Consider the following 14,113-nt stretch of genomic DNA (forward strand, 5'->3'; position numbering starts at 1 on the left):
TAATAACTTTTTATTCACCAATCGTTGGAGGTATTTACCAATATTACCAGAGCTGATTCTACTGCCTCTTTCTGAAAGAAGTTGAGTTATTTCCTGTTTCGTCAAGGGTGTTTCTTGAAAGGAAAAGACTTTAAGCACCTCTGCCTCTCCTTTACTTGCTTCATTAAACCAGTGGTCAAATATCGCTGTTCCTAAATCCACTAAGGTATTCTGTAAGGCCTTCTCCCAAACTGCTAAATCAACTTTACCTGCTATCTGAGTCTCATATAGATTTCTGCATAATACCTGCATTTCAAAAGGATGACCATGAGTATAAAGATATACCCTCTCAATTACCTCTGGTGAAAAGGTAACACCTGTATTCTCAAGGGTCTTTTCTACTGTATAAACTAACTCTTCCTTTGATAGAGGAGGAAGGTTTATCTTGGAAAGAAAATATCTGCCCACAGGGTGATGTCTCTTTAAGCTAATAAATTCATTCCATTTCTCAGGAAGACAGGTAATTACAAATAATATCTTTGTCTTTTTAACAATGGTTTCATTGCTTAAAACTTGTTTAATGGTAGTTAAAATCCCTGAGATAGGCTCAAAGTAATGGGCATCATCCAACATTACTACCATTAATTTCCCTTTATTTTTCTTTATATCTTCCCACAGACTCAAAAGTGTATCATAGAGAAGTCCTTGAGGCTGTAATTTCGATTTAGATAACTCTCGACTATATTGAAATCCAGTACCCACAATAGTAACTCCTAAACCTGTAAGCTGCTTAGTGAATGTCTCTAATTTAGAACTTGTAAAGGGTAAATCCCTAAATATTCCCTGGATGATGCATTCAACACCATCTAAAACAGTACTATCCTTCCCAAACTCATCCAATGGAACTATAGAGGCAATGTATCCTTTCTTTTGAGCTAACATCTTAAACTCTCGCAATAGCATAGTTTTACCAATACCCCAATCACCTAAGACTAAGAAATGGTCACAGACAGCCTCCTCAGCCTCCTTAAGTTTATTCTCAAAGAATCTCAACTCCTTAAATCTTCCTCCAAATACCTTTGGTTCAACACCTGTTTTGGGACAGAAAGGATTTATCTTCTGCACCTTAGTCCTGCTTTCTAAGATGGCATTCTTAATTATCCTTCTAAGTTCATCATAATCTATAGGCTTATCAATAAAATCATAGACTCCTTCTTTAAATGCTTCTCTGGCTAACTTTGAGGTTCCATAGCCAGTAACCACAATTATCTGGGTACTAGGACTACTCTCCAATATCTCCTCCATAACCTCTAATCCACCCATCTCTGAGGGTCTAAGTCCTGGCATCTTTAAGTCTATAATTACCACATCATAAGTCCCTCTTTTTATCTTTTTGAATGCCTCGACAACTGTATCAGAGGTATCAGTAAGATAATCTTCCCCTTTTAATTCACGACAATAAATATCTAACATATCCCGATTATCTTCAACAATTAGTATCAAAGCCTTATCTGCCATACTTTTCACTTCCTTTGATTGGTAATTCAACCATAAAAGTAGTTCCTTTACCTTCTTCACTCATAACTCTCATAACTCCGCCGTGTCGGTTAACTATTCCTCTGCTAATATATAATCCTAACCCATAACTCTTTCTTTTCGTAGTAAACGATAAATCAAATATCTTACTCAAATTATCCTCTGAAATTCCAACTCCTGTATCACTAAATTCGATACATATAAATTTTGCTTCAGGAAAATATTCAATTACTCTACTTAGAACTTTTAACTTTCCTCCCATTGGCATTGCCTGTATTGCATTATTTATTATATTCATGAATACCTGTTTTAACTGATCTTTATCAGCAAGCACTAAAGATAATGACGATTTTAGGGTTTTAGTCAATTTTACATTTGAGGGAACTCGATATTTAATTAATAATAAAACCTCTTTCAGTACTTTATGAACATCAACTTCAGTAATGTTAGACTTCTCTTGAGAAACTACCTCTAAGAGATTGTTTAATAATATCTTGGAATAGTTAACACTTCGTGTTATTACCCTTATTTCTTTAGCATTTGGATTATTCTGATCAATGTTAGATGCCAGATAATTTATTGCCTTATCAATAACTTCCAATTCGTTTGTTAAAGTGTGTGCAATTTTATCTGTTGATTTTCCTAATTTACTTTTGAGCACTCTATGAACATCAATTTCGGCAAAATCTGATTTATCACGAAAGGACAAATCTGAGATATTGCTTAACAATTTCTTACAATGATTAGCCCTTCGCGCTATTACATCTATTTCTGTAGTATTTGGATTACTCTTCTCAATATTAGATAGCGGATAATTCACTGTGTTATCAATAATTTCAAATTCATTCGTCAGATCGTGTATAATCCCAGCTATTACTTCTCCCAATTTAGTCAATTTCGGTAATTTCTTTGAATCAACTTGCTTCTTTTTTCCAGTAGTCTTGGAATAAACAGGTTGTTTTTTAGAAAGGGTATTTTCTAAAAGAGAATTAACCGTATTTAATATTTGTCTTGGGAAAAAAGGCTTGAATATAACTGCTGTTGGTCTAAGTTCTTTTAACTCTTCCTGTTCTTCTCCTAATGCAGTAAGAAAGATAACCGGGATCTTTTGAGTCTGAGGATTTTTTTGTAATTCATGGTATACACCAAAACCATCTAATTTAGGCATCATAATATCAGTAATGACTAAATCTGGTCTTTCTGCAAATGCCTTTTGTACTCCTTCTTCCCCATCAATAGCTGTGAGAACCTCTAAACCACCACTAGTTAGCCTAGTTAGCTTAGTTTTGATAACCCGTAGAATAACACTATCATCATCTATGACTAAAACTTTTTTCTTGGGAATCTTAAATCACCTCTTGTGTCAGATTCTTCTTATGTTCCTCAGGCTAGTCTATATCAACCTTTTCAAATCGCCCTTAGATTGCAATCTTTGAGGTAGATATTCTCTTCCCGGCCATTAAATTGATCGAGATTTCTGCTATCGGGATGCGGATGAGCGAAGTGCCCCGAAAGGGGCATAGGTTCGACAGGCTCACTACAAGTTTTGGCTTCAGCCCCGACCTGCAAGCGCGACCCACTTCGTGGGTGCCCCGCCGCTGCTGATAGCCAAAGTGACGCAGAGCAACTTCTCTTTTTCAAAAATTCCCCTTGAGTTACATAAAGCTTCCGCCTTTCGCTCATCCGCATCCCCGACCCACTTCGTGGGTGCCCCGCAAAATGCGAATCCCAAAGGGGTTCGCGCGAAGCGACATTTTGGTTATTGTTTTGCGGATAAAAGAAGTTGCCAAAGGCAATTTGAGTGAAGCGAAGCGAAACCTTTTATCCGTTGTTATCTGCCGTTTGTGGGCATTTTGCTTTTTTGTCTTCGCTCAATCTCTTTAATTTTTTGTTCCACAAATTCATAAATCTCTGTTGCTATTGCTACAGATTCATCTGCCATTTCAGGGGTAAAGTCATATATTGGTAGTTCAGGATACCGTGCTTCATGTTGATAAGGATGGAGAATCAAAGACTTAGACCGTAATCTAAGAAATTCCTTATCTCCCTGGCCACATAGATCAATCAATGTCCGCAAAGAATGAAGTTCAGGGGCTGATTTGCCCATCGCTTCAAGAAAGGCTTTTAGGCTTTTTTCTACACATTCACGAGCCTCAAAACATGGCTTATGGTAAAAGTATGTTCTATCTTCCAAACCACTCCTTGCCCATTCAAGGTCACTCTTTGCATAAAACAATAATTGCTTGTAGTACTTATCAGGATAACCCGGCTTTATCTCTTTGTTTCTCATATAACACTTTCCCTTTATTTATAATCTCTTGTTTCAGAAAGGAATTACCACTTTTTATACCCTTTTCTATTTGTTTGGGAGTTCTAACTATTACATCCAGAGCAAAAAACCTTCCAGAAAATAATTCATCAATCTTGCGTTCAGCTTCTCGTACATTTCTAATCCTTTGTTTAACAATATAGAGGTCTATATCGTGAGAATTTTGCATATTCCTGGCAGCTGAACCAAAAAGGATTATTTTCTCAGGATTAAAATATTTTACTATCTTATCCCGAATCTCCTCTATAAGTGAAGAAGTAATGGGTTCAAGAATTACCTTTTCTTTCCTTTTCATTGGTTCTGCTTCATATTTACCCATGGTTTGCATCCTCTCCTTTTACCCACAATGAGCAGATAACGGCTCTAGCATATACGACGTTGCCAAAGGCAATGTCCCGAAGGGCAAGGGCGAAACCCGCAACGTATATGCTGTGTTAGTCGAAGTTTGGCTCATCTTCTTTGATGATATCATAAATATATTTCTTTAAGGTTTCTTTGAGCTTCTCACAACCTTCAGAGTTGTCAGAATATATTATGTGTCTAAATCGTAGTAGATCGAATGGTATCTCTTTGACATCTTGAGTAATCAGTATTACACGTTTCCCTAAAGTGTGTGCTATTCCAAGTTCATAAAACACATTTGGATTTTGTCCCGTGATATCTGCAATAATTATTTTGGCCTTAACTATACTTTCATAGATGTCGATCATTACGTCTTGTCCACATAAGTCATCAGCTCTTTGACAAATTAGAGGGGGTGTCAAATCGAGTCCTGTAACCGAAGGACGAATATGTTTCTTCCAAACTCTCTCAGACCAGTTTGTAGAAAATGGCATTAGTACGAATATAAGGTTATTACATTCATCAATTCTTCTTATATGGAAAGGGCACTTTTTCTCTATGTAATCTCTTTCATGGTATTTAACCTGAGCCAGTTTGATTTCCGATGAAAGAATAATCTCAAGTGCTCCGATTCTCTGTTGAAATACAGTTATCCTTTCACTTTTGTTTTTGGGAGTATTTCCTTTAAAATATTGGGCGTGATCCCAAATACAATAGGGGGTACCATAAGTAATACAACTTCCAGCAGGATCTAGAGAGTGCACATAATTCCCAGTCATTGATTCCCATTTTGAGATTTCGTTTAAGTTAAAAGTGCCAGATTGCAGTAATTGATTTCCTCTTTCCAATTGCTTTTTAAGTTTCTCTACCAAATCTTGATTCAATTTAATCATCGCTTAATCTCGTATAATAGAAATTACCAAATTTCGCCTACCTTATTTATATCCGAACAGGTTCGGATATACCCCCAATTTTGACTCTGGCTGAAAAAGCCAAAACACTCCTTCTATTAACTTTTGTCTCCCATCACTTCCCTTTCTTCAGGCTCAAGGTATCCAGTGGACTCTTTTATTAAACTGAACTAATAGGAATTTGCTTTTTGGACATTTTGGATGTTAATTTCTCTTTTATTCATTATGGAGATATTTTACCAAAAATTTTATCTTGTCTCAATAAAAATTTGCTTTTTTAGATCTCAGGGATATTCTACCAAAAATTTTATCTTAGGGGTATTGCAACCGCCTTATATTTTTTAAATTTCCAGCATATGGCTGTTTTGTATGGTTTTTCTACTTGTCTTTTTCTTTTTATATCTTTCTTACCCCCTTCCTTCTTACTGACTACCTCTTTACCCCTCTTTACTTCACCCCTTTTTCTATAGGTATTCTTTGTGTCAAGGATTACCCCTCCGATAAGGAAGTATTGCTGTGTCCAGGTTCCGCTGTGTATTTCCCTAACCATCTCTTTATATAGAAGGTGTCTTTGATGGTGTATCAATGGGTTTTATTGGATAATCTGCTAATGCCAAATTCTGAAGATAGCCCCTATCCTTAAGCCACCTTGCAATCGCAACAAACTTTGCTATTCTAATAAGCTCTTTGTAAATAGGCACCTCCTTTGCAAATTCTTCATAATTATTTTCAAAGAAAGAGGCAAATTCCTCTGGTGCTTGATATTTACTTTCACTTTCAACCCCCATTACAATCTTATCAAACATAATGCTTTCTCCTTCCTCTATGAGGACAACCTCTTTTGGCTTAAACCAGATTCTGCTGAAATGCCCTATTTTTATATTCTCATCTTTCGGTTAGGTGAAGTCGCTATCATTTTTTCACTGTTTCATATAGACGCTGTGTACCACTGTCATATTTTATTTCTATTAGTTCATTGCTTAAGCACGTGTGAAAAGAAATAACAACCATTTCTCGTCCTTTCGGGTAAAATTCATGAGTTACACCCTTATCTATCACATACCAGCAATCTTCATTTTGCTGGTCGAATAATCTCATCTCCTCGCAACGGCCGGCAATTTTGACCTCTCCCTTCCCTTCGACTATTACCGTGTGTTGAGTACTATTTGGATGATAATGAGCAATAGAAGGAACATTCTTTTTGTTAACGAATATCCAAATAGATTTGATGTTCTGTGGTAGTCTCTCACGAAAAGACTCTATTCTTATGGCCCTCCCTATGAATGGTTCATTAGACTTCCGAAGCTGTAATTTGAGATTTTCAATAGTTTCTTTGATTGATGCGTCTTCTAATAATATTTTAACCACAACACTTAGATCCTTCAAATACTCCTTTTCCATAAAGTTTCTCCTAAGAATACGCCTCTTTCAACATAAACATTTGCCAAATCTCTAATCTATAAAATATTTTACAAAGCCAGTTTTAACTCCTTTTTCAAATCCAGCATTACCATAAAATCGTAATGTATTTTCATCTTTTCTACTGGTCATAAGCATAACCTTATAACAATTCTTTTCTTTGGCAATTTCAATTGCTCTTTTTAGTATGGCTGTTCCATATCCTTTTTTTCTATAATTCTTATGAGTTACTACATTTTCAATTAATGCATAAGGACATGCATTCCTTGTTAAATTTCTTATTATGATTAAATTACATGAGGATATAATTTTTCCATTTTCTTCAATCACTAAACAAAAATGATTAGGGTCTTCAAATATTTCTTTCCATAGTTTTTTCAATGTCTCATCAATTTCAATCTTGGGATCATTTACATGCAAATGTTTATAAAGTTCTAATAATTGTTCAATCTCATTAAATTTTATCATTCTCACTTTTTCAATCATATTTTAAGACCTCAAATTTAGTTAAAGCGATGGGCAAGACAGTAAACGTATATTTAATCAAAATTGGACAGGGCATTTCACCTAACGTTCTGCGGATAAAAGAAGTTGCCCAAGGCAATTTGGGCGAAGGTGCGAAGCACCGTAGCCTTTTATCCGCTGTTAGGCGATAGTGCAATACCATTAGAGATACCTCCTTACTTTTTTCATATAATCCTTATATTCTTTGCCATACTGTTCTATTAAAAACTCTCTTTCATCTCTTTCCACATCGTAATAAGTATATCATAAGGCAAGGTAAAAGCTATCAATTTTTTTCTCACCACCCTTTTTCGGATAACAGCCATTGCCATAGTGGTAAAAATCTAATTTTTTTACCCTCTATCTTTTCTTCAAATTCATCATCTTCAGTAATAACCAGGCCTTCTTTAAGACCAAATTCCTCCATTGCCTTAATGAGTGCCTTGATTTCTCTCTGCTTAGTCTTCTCATCGTAGACATTGGAGCAAACCTGAATAAGTTGCTTTGTCTTTAGTTTTTCTTTCAAAACAAAATCTACTTCTCTGTGAAATTGGTCTTTCCAGTAAAAGATTTCTAACTCTGGTGTTTCTCTTATTTTTTCTTTTAATTTTAAGTAAGTTATATTCTCTAATAATCTGCCTGAATTTTCGCTCGTCCTGAAACCTATCATATTTGCTAACCCTGTATCTATGCAGTAGACTTTTTTGGGACTTTTATCCTGTTCCTTTACCTTAAAAGAAAACCTCTTCAAAAAAAATAAAATATAGGCATCTTCAAAATAAGTAGAGAATTTTTCTATTGTATCAGCAGAGAGATTTAAATATTTTTCAATAGAGTTAAAGGTTATCAAATTTGATATGTTGGTGAGGTAATATTTGGCTAAACTTTTTATGGCTTCTTTTTTTCTTATATTGAATCTCTTTATCAGGTCTTTATTTAACACATCCTCATAATACCTTAGTAATATATCCTTTTTTTGTTGGTGTAAAACAACCTCCGGAAATGAGCCAAATTCAATATATTTCCTTAACAAAGCTTTGATTTCGTTCTGTTTGTTTATCATCTCAAGTTTATCTTTTAATTGCAGATTGTTAAAAAGCAAATGTTCTCTAAAGGAAAGTGGATATACAGTCATATCAAGGTGCATTCCGGTCAATAAGCTGGAAAGTTCACGACTTAATAATTTTGCGTTTGAACCGGAAATAACAATTTTTGCCTTTTGTAATTCTCGTGTGGTTCTAACCCATTTTTCCCATCCAGTAACCTCCTGAACCTCATCAAGAAAGATATAGGGCTTCCCTTTTGGACTCAAAAACTCTAAATATGTTTCATAAATCCTTTGCAGGACTTCTACATCCAATTGAGTAAATCTGGGGTCTTCAAAATTTATGATGAGAATTTCATTCTTATTGACCCCACTACTTACTAATCTTTTAGCCACCTGCCTCATAATGAATGATTTGCCACTTCTTCTTGCACCGGTTATGACCGTAATAAGCCCAGTATTTAAAAATTCTATTAACTTATTGACATAAGAATCTCTGTTAATGCCGGTTTCTATATCCTTTTCCCAGAAGTTCCAATCAGAAAGGATTCGGACAATCTCGTTTTTCTTCATTATTTTCACCTTTATTAGTCAAAATTTACAAATTTTACCTAATAAGTATACAAAAATTTGGTAAAGATGTCAACTAAAACTTTTCCGATTAGCAACCAATGAGCCAGGGCAAGGTTGCAAAGCAATCGCAAAGTTCTTAAACCCCGCCTATCAAAAAAATATTATTTCAGCCATTGTTGCATAGCATTTTTATAGCTTTGTGAATATCCCGTATGAGCTGTACACAGTATAGAAATATTTTCAAGTTCTGCTAATTTCTTAATAGATTCCTTCTGTGTTTCAGTATCTATATTATGAAAAGGACTGAAAATCTCAACTTTTCCGTCTTTTAATGTTAGTGTATCTCCACTACAAAGAATCTTATCGTTGATTAAGTAAGCCATATGTCCAGGAGTATGTCCTGGTGTAGCAATCGCCTCGACTTTAATTTTCCCAACATTAACTACATCTTTATCTTTAAGAAGATTATATTTTTTGTATATCTTTACAGGATTGTGTGCGAAAAACAATCTGGCCGTAGTTCCATTAATCATTTGTTCTTCTTCTTTGCCTATATATAATTTCGCACCTTTGAATAAATCAAACTTGCCAAAAAAATCGACCCCGCCAGCATGATCTGGATCAGCATGGGTTAGAAACAAATGAGTAATTGAATCAGGATCAATATTTATCTTTCTAAACTCATTTCTAAGATCATCATATTTATATCCTGCATCAATACAAATGGTATTTTCTCTATCTGAATAGATAAATAGATTAGCATCTCTATCTTTGATAACATATAGACCCTCAGTTAGTTTTCCTGTTTCTACAGGATACCACGTCTTACTTGGTAATGATGCAATCCAGACAAACAACTCTGCGATTGCAAATTCTATTCTAGGAAAAAGGCAAGGGACTTCCTTTTTATAGTGCAAATAATCCTGGCCAAATTTTCTCTCCAAATATTTTTCCTCTTTAACTATGAGAATTCTAAATACAAGGTACATAAAGAGAGGAATTGAAATCCCTAATAAAGAACCAAAAATTAGAACTATTCCTGGAACAATAAAGACTATCCACGCTGCATATATTGGGTGTCGGAAGAAAGAGTATATTCCACTTTTATATAATTTTCCTTCATAAAAATATTTATCAATTGTAAACGCAGGTATCAAAAAGATAGGAACTCCCAAAATGAGAAGGATAATGCCTAATATAACATTTACAGATCCAGATATTACCTCAAATGTAAGTGAAGGGTAATAAACAAAATGCAAAATAAAAATTATAATTCCATAAATAACCGATATTAGAGCGAATTTGGGTCCAACTCCCCATTTTGTCATTTCCTTGTTCATAGATGAATAACCTTTCATATTTTTTAGGTTGAATTCATACTTTTTATTTCTTTAGCCATATTTCCAAATCAATAGGATTTTCTTTGACTTGGCATGTCTTAAATTTAGTTTTAGACACAAGTTCTATAATTTCTTCTTTATTATAGGAATCCTTTATCGAGTGCTTAAGCCCCCATCTCATAATGAATGAATCAATCTTTTCTAAGAGTTTACTTATCTCTTCTCTAGAAATATCTTTTCTTAAGTCACATATCAGAGCTCTTCCTTTGCTATTAAGTATTCTGCATGCTTCATTAAATACCTTAATAGGTTTTTTCCAATGATGAAGAGAACCACTACTAACTACAAAATCAAAAGTGTTATCCTCAAATGGCATATTTGATGCATCTCCCAGTTCAAATTTAAGTTCTGCACCAGCATCTTTTGCGTTCCTTTTTGCGATCTCTATCATTGTTTCACTAATATCCAATCCTATTATTTGGAAAGCACCAAGTTTTGAAAGCTCTATTGATATATAGCCTGGACCGGGTCCTATCTCAAGGACTTTTCCGTTTTTAAGCTGCTCAGTAACGCTGCATGCAATTCTTTTATATTCATCCATTAATACTTTCTTTGCAAATTTATCATACTTTTCTGCAAACCAGCCTTCGATTCCACCTTTTGAGGTAAACTGCTTTATTGTTCTGAATAAGTTTCTTGTCATCTTATCGTCTCTATACCTATTATTAATGTGGGGTTCGGAATTTCATCTAACGACTGAGCTCACCTGTCCGCCTTAGTTAGGCGGGTCAGGTGCAGCGATTGGTTAGACAAATAGCTCCCTTATTAATTTTGCACCCTTCTCCAAGATTGCTTGACCATGACCAACACAAATAATGTCTATCTCAATATCTCTTAATTTCTTCACCGATTCAGAGAGCTCATGGTCATCAATATTATAGAACCCTTGACAAACCGCTAATTTGCCTTCATTGATTAGACTATCCCCTGAGAATAAGACTTTTCTATCGGGTTGATATAATGCCATGCTTCCAGGAGTATGTCCAGGAGTATGAATGACTTGCAACCCACCAAATATCTCTAATATATCACCATCGTCGACAGTTTTATCAACCCGAATGCCTTTTATCGCGAATAAAGTATTGAGTATCCCCCAGCCAACTCTTTTTCCAAAAGATGAATATTGAAGTTTTGCTGTTTGTTCAATATACGGCTTTTCGGCTTCATGAGCAATAAGGGTAGCATGTGAGATGTCTTGTATTTTTTTGACATTTGCTGTGTGATCACTATGACAATGGGTTAAAATGATATAGTTGATATCTTCAATTTGAAAACCTTGCTGTTTCATCTGTGAGGCAATTTTTTTATAATCTCCCATCATTCCTGTATCAATAAGGGCAACTCCATTGTTCTCTACTATCAGATAACATTGCCCACTTTTTAATTCGTCAAATTGATAAACATCTTGTGTAATTTTATGCATAAAGTTTTTCTCCTTTTATTCTATCATTTTGCCGTTGTTGTTTAACGATAAAGTTCAGGTGCGGCAGGGAGAATTACCACAAAAGTTTGATAGCAAGATAAAACTTTGAGAGAACACAAAACTCTGACCACGGCACAATCCCCCGCCCTCAACTGCAACGCAGGGTTAGACAAAAGCTTTGATTCGCTGTCTTTTCCTTTTCCTCTGCCTCACCGAATTATTGTGCATTCCACATTCACGGTTTGACCCTCATATCTCCCCACCGACTTGACCTAAATTTAAATTATCCCTTGCACATCCATTTTTGTTATCTCATAATTTGCAACCAACAACTCTTTCCCTTTTTGTGCTGTCTGTTGTTTATAATTGTTCATCCCGTATTGCAATTCCCACTCAACCTGATAAAAGTCTTTAAACAATGCTCGGATATATTCGTTATTATCATAGGTTATTAACCATTTATGCTTTAATTGTTTGAGATTTTCAAAAAATACTTCGTGATTAAAATCTACATGAAGATACCCATTTTTTCCATATAATCTTGACTGTGTAGTTGAATAATATGGTGGATCCAAAAAAATAAATACACCTTTACCTTCTTTACCTAATAGGTCAGTATAGTCTTTTGGGCTGAATTCTATGTGTTTGATAACCTCATAAGCATGTTTTAATCGTTGGATAGAAGATATTGTAAAGCGTTTTTGAAATGCCTGTTCTGAATATCCTCCACTATCCACAACACCGGAAAATGTAATTCTGTTTAGCACAAAAAAATCAACTGCTCGCTGAAAATCTGATAACGGCTGTTTTCGTTTGGCAACAAGTTCCTGAAATAATTCTTTTCCATTAACATATCCTTGCCTCACCCTAAGAATTTCTCTGATTAACTCATCCTTGTTCGATTGTAATTCCTTCCAGAAACAATACAAATCATAGTTTATATCACTTGCATAATACTTGGCATACGGATTTTTCTGAACACAGTAAAACGAAAATGACCCTCCTCCAAAAAATGGTTCTCGGAATTCCTCATATTGAGGAATAAATCTGTAAAGATAGCCTACTGCCCTGGATTTTCCACCTGGATAACGTAAAGGACTTTTAATCATCTTTGTTTCCCTCACCGTATTCGATTATGACCTCAAAGTTGTTTGCTCTTGCTTCTTTGAAGAGAGCGTTAATAAATTCTTCTTTGTTTTTCCTGAAGCAATTTTGCTGGAAGAATGTTGTAATTTCATTTTCATATTTTATGGACTCTAATCTTTTCTTGTGTCCATTTGAATCGTTTTCCTAATTCTAATGCTGAAATAATTTGTAACGCTTTCGTGGTTCCAATTCCAGGGAATTCGCTTAATTGTTCTATAGAAATTGAATTATTTAGATTTGTGCGAATATATTCAACTAGTTCTTTGCTTAAATCAAAGACATTTTTTTCCTTGGAACCATGCCCCAAAATAATAGCAATCAAATCTTCAGTAGTTATTTGAGCAGGATTTTTAATCTCAAGCAATTTTTCCCTTGGTCTTTTAGATTCATTATTCATCCCTTAATTCCTCAATAACCTTCATTTTTATTCGGACAACGACCATTTTTATTTTTTCCTCGGTTTTTTCCTTATCCATTTTCTTTCTGCTTGCAATTGCAACTAGCGGGATGTGGATGAGCGAAGTGCCCCTTATGGTTTTTGCAAAATTAACTTCCACTTTTCTGGAATACCATAAAATAAATTAAAAATCAAACATCAAAATGTAAAATTACAAATCAAAAATCAAAATATTCTCCAGCTACTTTGTTAATTTACAAGTATTTTTGCATTTTGCATTGTAATTTTGATATTTGCATTTTGATATTTACATTAAAGTTCTTCTTGCTATCGCTCTCCCCAAAAGAGGAACCTATTTATGAAAAAGCAATTAGGGGCATTTGGGTTTCAGCCCCGACCCGCAAGCGCGACCCACTTCGTGGGTGCCCCGCCGCCGCTGATAGCCGAAGTAACGCAGAGCCACTTCCCTTTTTCAAAAAATCCCCTTTGAGTTACATAAAGCTTCCGCCTTTCGTTCATCCGCATCCCGATAACCAAAATGGAGCGAAGCGACATTTTGGTTATCGTTCTGATGAAAAAGAAGTTTTGCGAAGCAAAATTTGGACGAAGTGAAACGAAGTCTTTTACATCGTGTTATACGCTGTGCCGTGCCTATTTTACCATATAATCTTTACCCCAATCTCATTTAGAGATTTATCCCGACTTATTAGAGGAAGATCTAAATGCATCGAGGTAGCAACTATTAATCTATCCCAAGGATCTGCAACTATCTCTCTTGGGATCATTCTACTTTTCCTAATTATTGGTAAACATATTGGTTCTATCTGATAATTTCTTGAAGAAGATATCATCATAAGAAGGTCGTCAAATTTAACGGTAATCTTTTTCTTTTCAATAAGATAAAGCAACTCAAAGAAGAAAATACATGGAATGACAATATTTTCTTCACTCAAAATTCTTCTTGCCTCTTGAGAAAGTTTAGGATTATCCGTCATATGCCATATTAAAGTGTGGGTATCAGTAACATATTTCATTACCATTCTCCCCATTTCTCTTCAAGTTTTTTTAGTAATTCATGACGTGTTTCTTTAATATCTTTCTCTGTAATA

At 34.9% G+C, this 14,113-nt stretch carries 18 protein-coding genes; 1 reads left to right on the plus strand and 17 read right to left on the minus strand.

Annotated features, from left to right (window positions below):
* The 16 genes from AB1422_09890 to AB1422_09965 all read right to left on the minus strand — a co-directional run.
* A partial coding sequence (locus AB1422_09890; GenBank protein MEW6619624.1) for a response regulator occupies positions 1 to 1,557 on the minus strand: 1,557 nt, incomplete at its 3' end.
* Positions 1,487 to 2,860, minus strand: coding sequence for an ATP-binding protein (locus tag AB1422_09895; protein ID MEW6619625.1), 1,374 nt, complete (start codon positions 2,858 to 2,860; stop codon positions 1,487 to 1,489). The genes AB1422_09890 and AB1422_09895, both read right to left, overlap by 71 nt.
* A 486-nt stretch (positions 2,861 to 3,346) precedes the next feature.
* Positions 3,347 to 3,805: a HEPN domain-containing protein gene (locus AB1422_09900; GenBank protein ID MEW6619626.1), complete on the minus strand. Its 459-nt coding sequence runs from the start codon at positions 3,803 to 3,805 to the stop codon at positions 3,347 to 3,349.
* Complete coding sequence (locus AB1422_09905; protein ID MEW6619627.1) at positions 3,771 to 4,163, minus strand: nucleotidyltransferase domain-containing protein; 393 nt, start codon at positions 4,161 to 4,163, stop codon at positions 3,771 to 3,773. Before AB1422_09905 ends, AB1422_09900 begins: the two co-directional genes overlap by 35 nt.
* A 115-nt stretch (positions 4,164 to 4,278) precedes the next feature.
* Complete coding sequence (locus tag AB1422_09910; GenBank protein MEW6619628.1) at positions 4,279 to 5,079, minus strand: hypothetical protein; 801 nt, start codon at positions 5,077 to 5,079, stop codon at positions 4,279 to 4,281.
* A gap of 325 nt (positions 5,080 to 5,404) precedes the next feature.
* Complete coding sequence (locus AB1422_09915) at positions 5,405 to 5,647, minus strand: hypothetical protein (GenBank protein MEW6619629.1); 243 nt, start codon at positions 5,645 to 5,647, stop codon at positions 5,405 to 5,407.
* A 4-nt stretch (positions 5,648 to 5,651) separates the two neighbouring features.
* Positions 5,652 to 5,903 (minus strand): hypothetical protein, encoded by a 252-nt coding sequence (locus AB1422_09920; GenBank protein ID MEW6619630.1) that lies wholly within the window; start codon positions 5,901 to 5,903, stop codon positions 5,652 to 5,654.
* A gap of 106 nt (positions 5,904 to 6,009) precedes the next feature.
* Entirely contained in the window at positions 6,010 to 6,498 is a 489-nt protein-coding gene (locus AB1422_09925; GenBank protein ID MEW6619631.1) for a hypothetical protein, read from the minus strand.
* 51 nt (positions 6,499 to 6,549) lie between these two features.
* Positions 6,550 to 7,002, minus strand: coding sequence for a GNAT family N-acetyltransferase (locus AB1422_09930; GenBank protein MEW6619632.1), 453 nt, complete (start codon positions 7,000 to 7,002; stop codon positions 6,550 to 6,552).
* Positions 7,003 to 7,318: 316 nt separating this feature from the next.
* Positions 7,319 to 8,638, minus strand: coding sequence for an ATP-binding protein (locus AB1422_09935; protein MEW6619633.1), 1,320 nt, complete (start codon positions 8,636 to 8,638; stop codon positions 7,319 to 7,321).
* A gap of 161 nt (positions 8,639 to 8,799) precedes the next feature.
* Entirely contained in the window at positions 8,800 to 9,978 is a 1,179-nt protein-coding gene (locus AB1422_09940; GenBank protein MEW6619634.1) for an MBL fold metallo-hydrolase, read from the minus strand.
* Positions 9,979 to 10,021: 43 nt separating this feature from the next.
* The gene (locus AB1422_09945) at positions 10,022 to 10,681 is read right to left on the minus strand and encodes a class I SAM-dependent methyltransferase (GenBank protein MEW6619635.1); all 660 of its coding nucleotides are present in this window, start codon (positions 10,679 to 10,681) and stop codon (positions 10,022 to 10,024) included.
* A gap of 102 nt (positions 10,682 to 10,783) precedes the next feature.
* Positions 10,784 to 11,461, minus strand: coding sequence for an MBL fold metallo-hydrolase (locus AB1422_09950; protein ID MEW6619636.1), 678 nt, complete (start codon positions 11,459 to 11,461; stop codon positions 10,784 to 10,786).
* Positions 11,462 to 11,739: 278 nt separating this feature from the next.
* On the minus strand, positions 11,740 to 12,570 hold the full coding sequence (locus tag AB1422_09955; GenBank protein ID MEW6619637.1) for a DNA adenine methylase: 831 nt from the start codon (positions 12,568 to 12,570) through the stop codon (positions 11,740 to 11,742).
* A gap of 131 nt (positions 12,571 to 12,701) precedes the next feature.
* Entirely contained in the window at positions 12,702 to 13,004 is a 303-nt protein-coding gene (locus tag AB1422_09960) for a UPF0758 domain-containing protein (GenBank protein ID MEW6619638.1), read from the minus strand.
* Positions 12,997 to 13,164, minus strand: a complete 168-nt coding sequence (locus AB1422_09965; GenBank protein ID MEW6619639.1) for a hypothetical protein — start codon at positions 13,162 to 13,164, stop codon at positions 12,997 to 12,999. Before AB1422_09965 ends, AB1422_09960 begins: the two co-directional genes overlap by 8 nt.
* A gap of 86 nt (positions 13,165 to 13,250) precedes the next feature.
* On the opposite strand from AB1422_09965, the gene AB1422_09970 reads away from it, so the two are divergent.
* Complete coding sequence (locus AB1422_09970; GenBank protein ID MEW6619640.1) at positions 13,251 to 13,616, plus strand: hypothetical protein; 366 nt, start codon at positions 13,251 to 13,253, stop codon at positions 13,614 to 13,616.
* A 44-nt stretch (positions 13,617 to 13,660) separates the two neighbouring features.
* Here AB1422_09970 and AB1422_09975 read toward each other — a convergent pair whose 3' ends face one another.
* Positions 13,661 to 14,038 carry a type II toxin-antitoxin system VapC family toxin gene (locus AB1422_09975; protein MEW6619641.1) on the minus strand — a complete coding sequence of 126 codons (378 nt, stop codon included), beginning with the start codon at positions 14,036 to 14,038 and terminating at the stop codon, positions 13,661 to 13,663.
* Positions 14,039 to 14,113 lie beyond the last annotated feature (75 nt).

The organism is bacterium (genome assembly GCA_040757115.1).
Classification (GTDB): domain Bacteria; phylum UBA9089; class CG2-30-40-21; order CG2-30-40-21; family SBAY01; genus JBFLXS01.

Coding starts and splice junctions, on each gene's coding strand:
- AB1422_09945 (MEW6619635.1), bottom strand. CDS start 10,681: ATGACAAGAAACTTATTCAGAACAATAAAGCAGTTTACCTCAAAAGGT.
- AB1422_09975 (MEW6619641.1), bottom strand. CDS start 14,038: ATGAAATATGTTACTGATACCCACACTTTAATATGGCATATGACGGAT.
- AB1422_09915 (MEW6619629.1), bottom strand. CDS start 5,647: ATGGTTAGGGAAATACACAGCGGAACCTGGACACAGCAATACTTCCTT.
- AB1422_09955 (MEW6619637.1), bottom strand. CDS start 12,570: ATGATTAAAAGTCCTTTACGTTATCCAGGTGGAAAATCCAGGGCAGTA.
- AB1422_09930 (MEW6619632.1), bottom strand. CDS start 7,002: ATGATTGAAAAAGTGAGAATGATAAAATTTAATGAGATTGAACAATTA.
- AB1422_09905 (MEW6619627.1), bottom strand. CDS start 4,163: ATGGGTAAATATGAAGCAGAACCAATGAAAAGGAAAGAAAAGGTAATT.
- AB1422_09935 (MEW6619633.1), bottom strand. CDS start 8,638: ATGAAGAAAAACGAGATTGTCCGAATCCTTTCTGATTGGAACTTCTGG.
- AB1422_09960 (MEW6619638.1), bottom strand. CDS start 13,004: ATGAATAATGAATCTAAAAGACCAAGGGAAAAATTGCTTGAGATTAAA.
- AB1422_09910 (MEW6619628.1), bottom strand. CDS start 5,079: ATGATTAAATTGAATCAAGATTTGGTAGAGAAACTTAAAAAGCAATTG.
- AB1422_09940 (MEW6619634.1), bottom strand. CDS start 9,978: ATGAACAAGGAAATGACAAAATGGGGAGTTGGACCCAAATTCGCTCTA.
- AB1422_09900 (MEW6619626.1), bottom strand. CDS start 3,805: ATGAGAAACAAAGAGATAAAGCCGGGTTATCCTGATAAGTACTACAAG.
- AB1422_09920 (MEW6619630.1), bottom strand. CDS start 5,903: ATGTTTGATAAGATTGTAATGGGGGTTGAAAGTGAAAGTAAATATCAA.
- AB1422_09950 (MEW6619636.1), bottom strand. CDS start 11,461: ATGCATAAAATTACACAAGATGTTTATCAATTTGACGAATTAAAAAGT.
- AB1422_09925 (MEW6619631.1), bottom strand. CDS start 6,498: ATGGAAAAGGAGTATTTGAAGGATCTAAGTGTTGTGGTTAAAATATTA.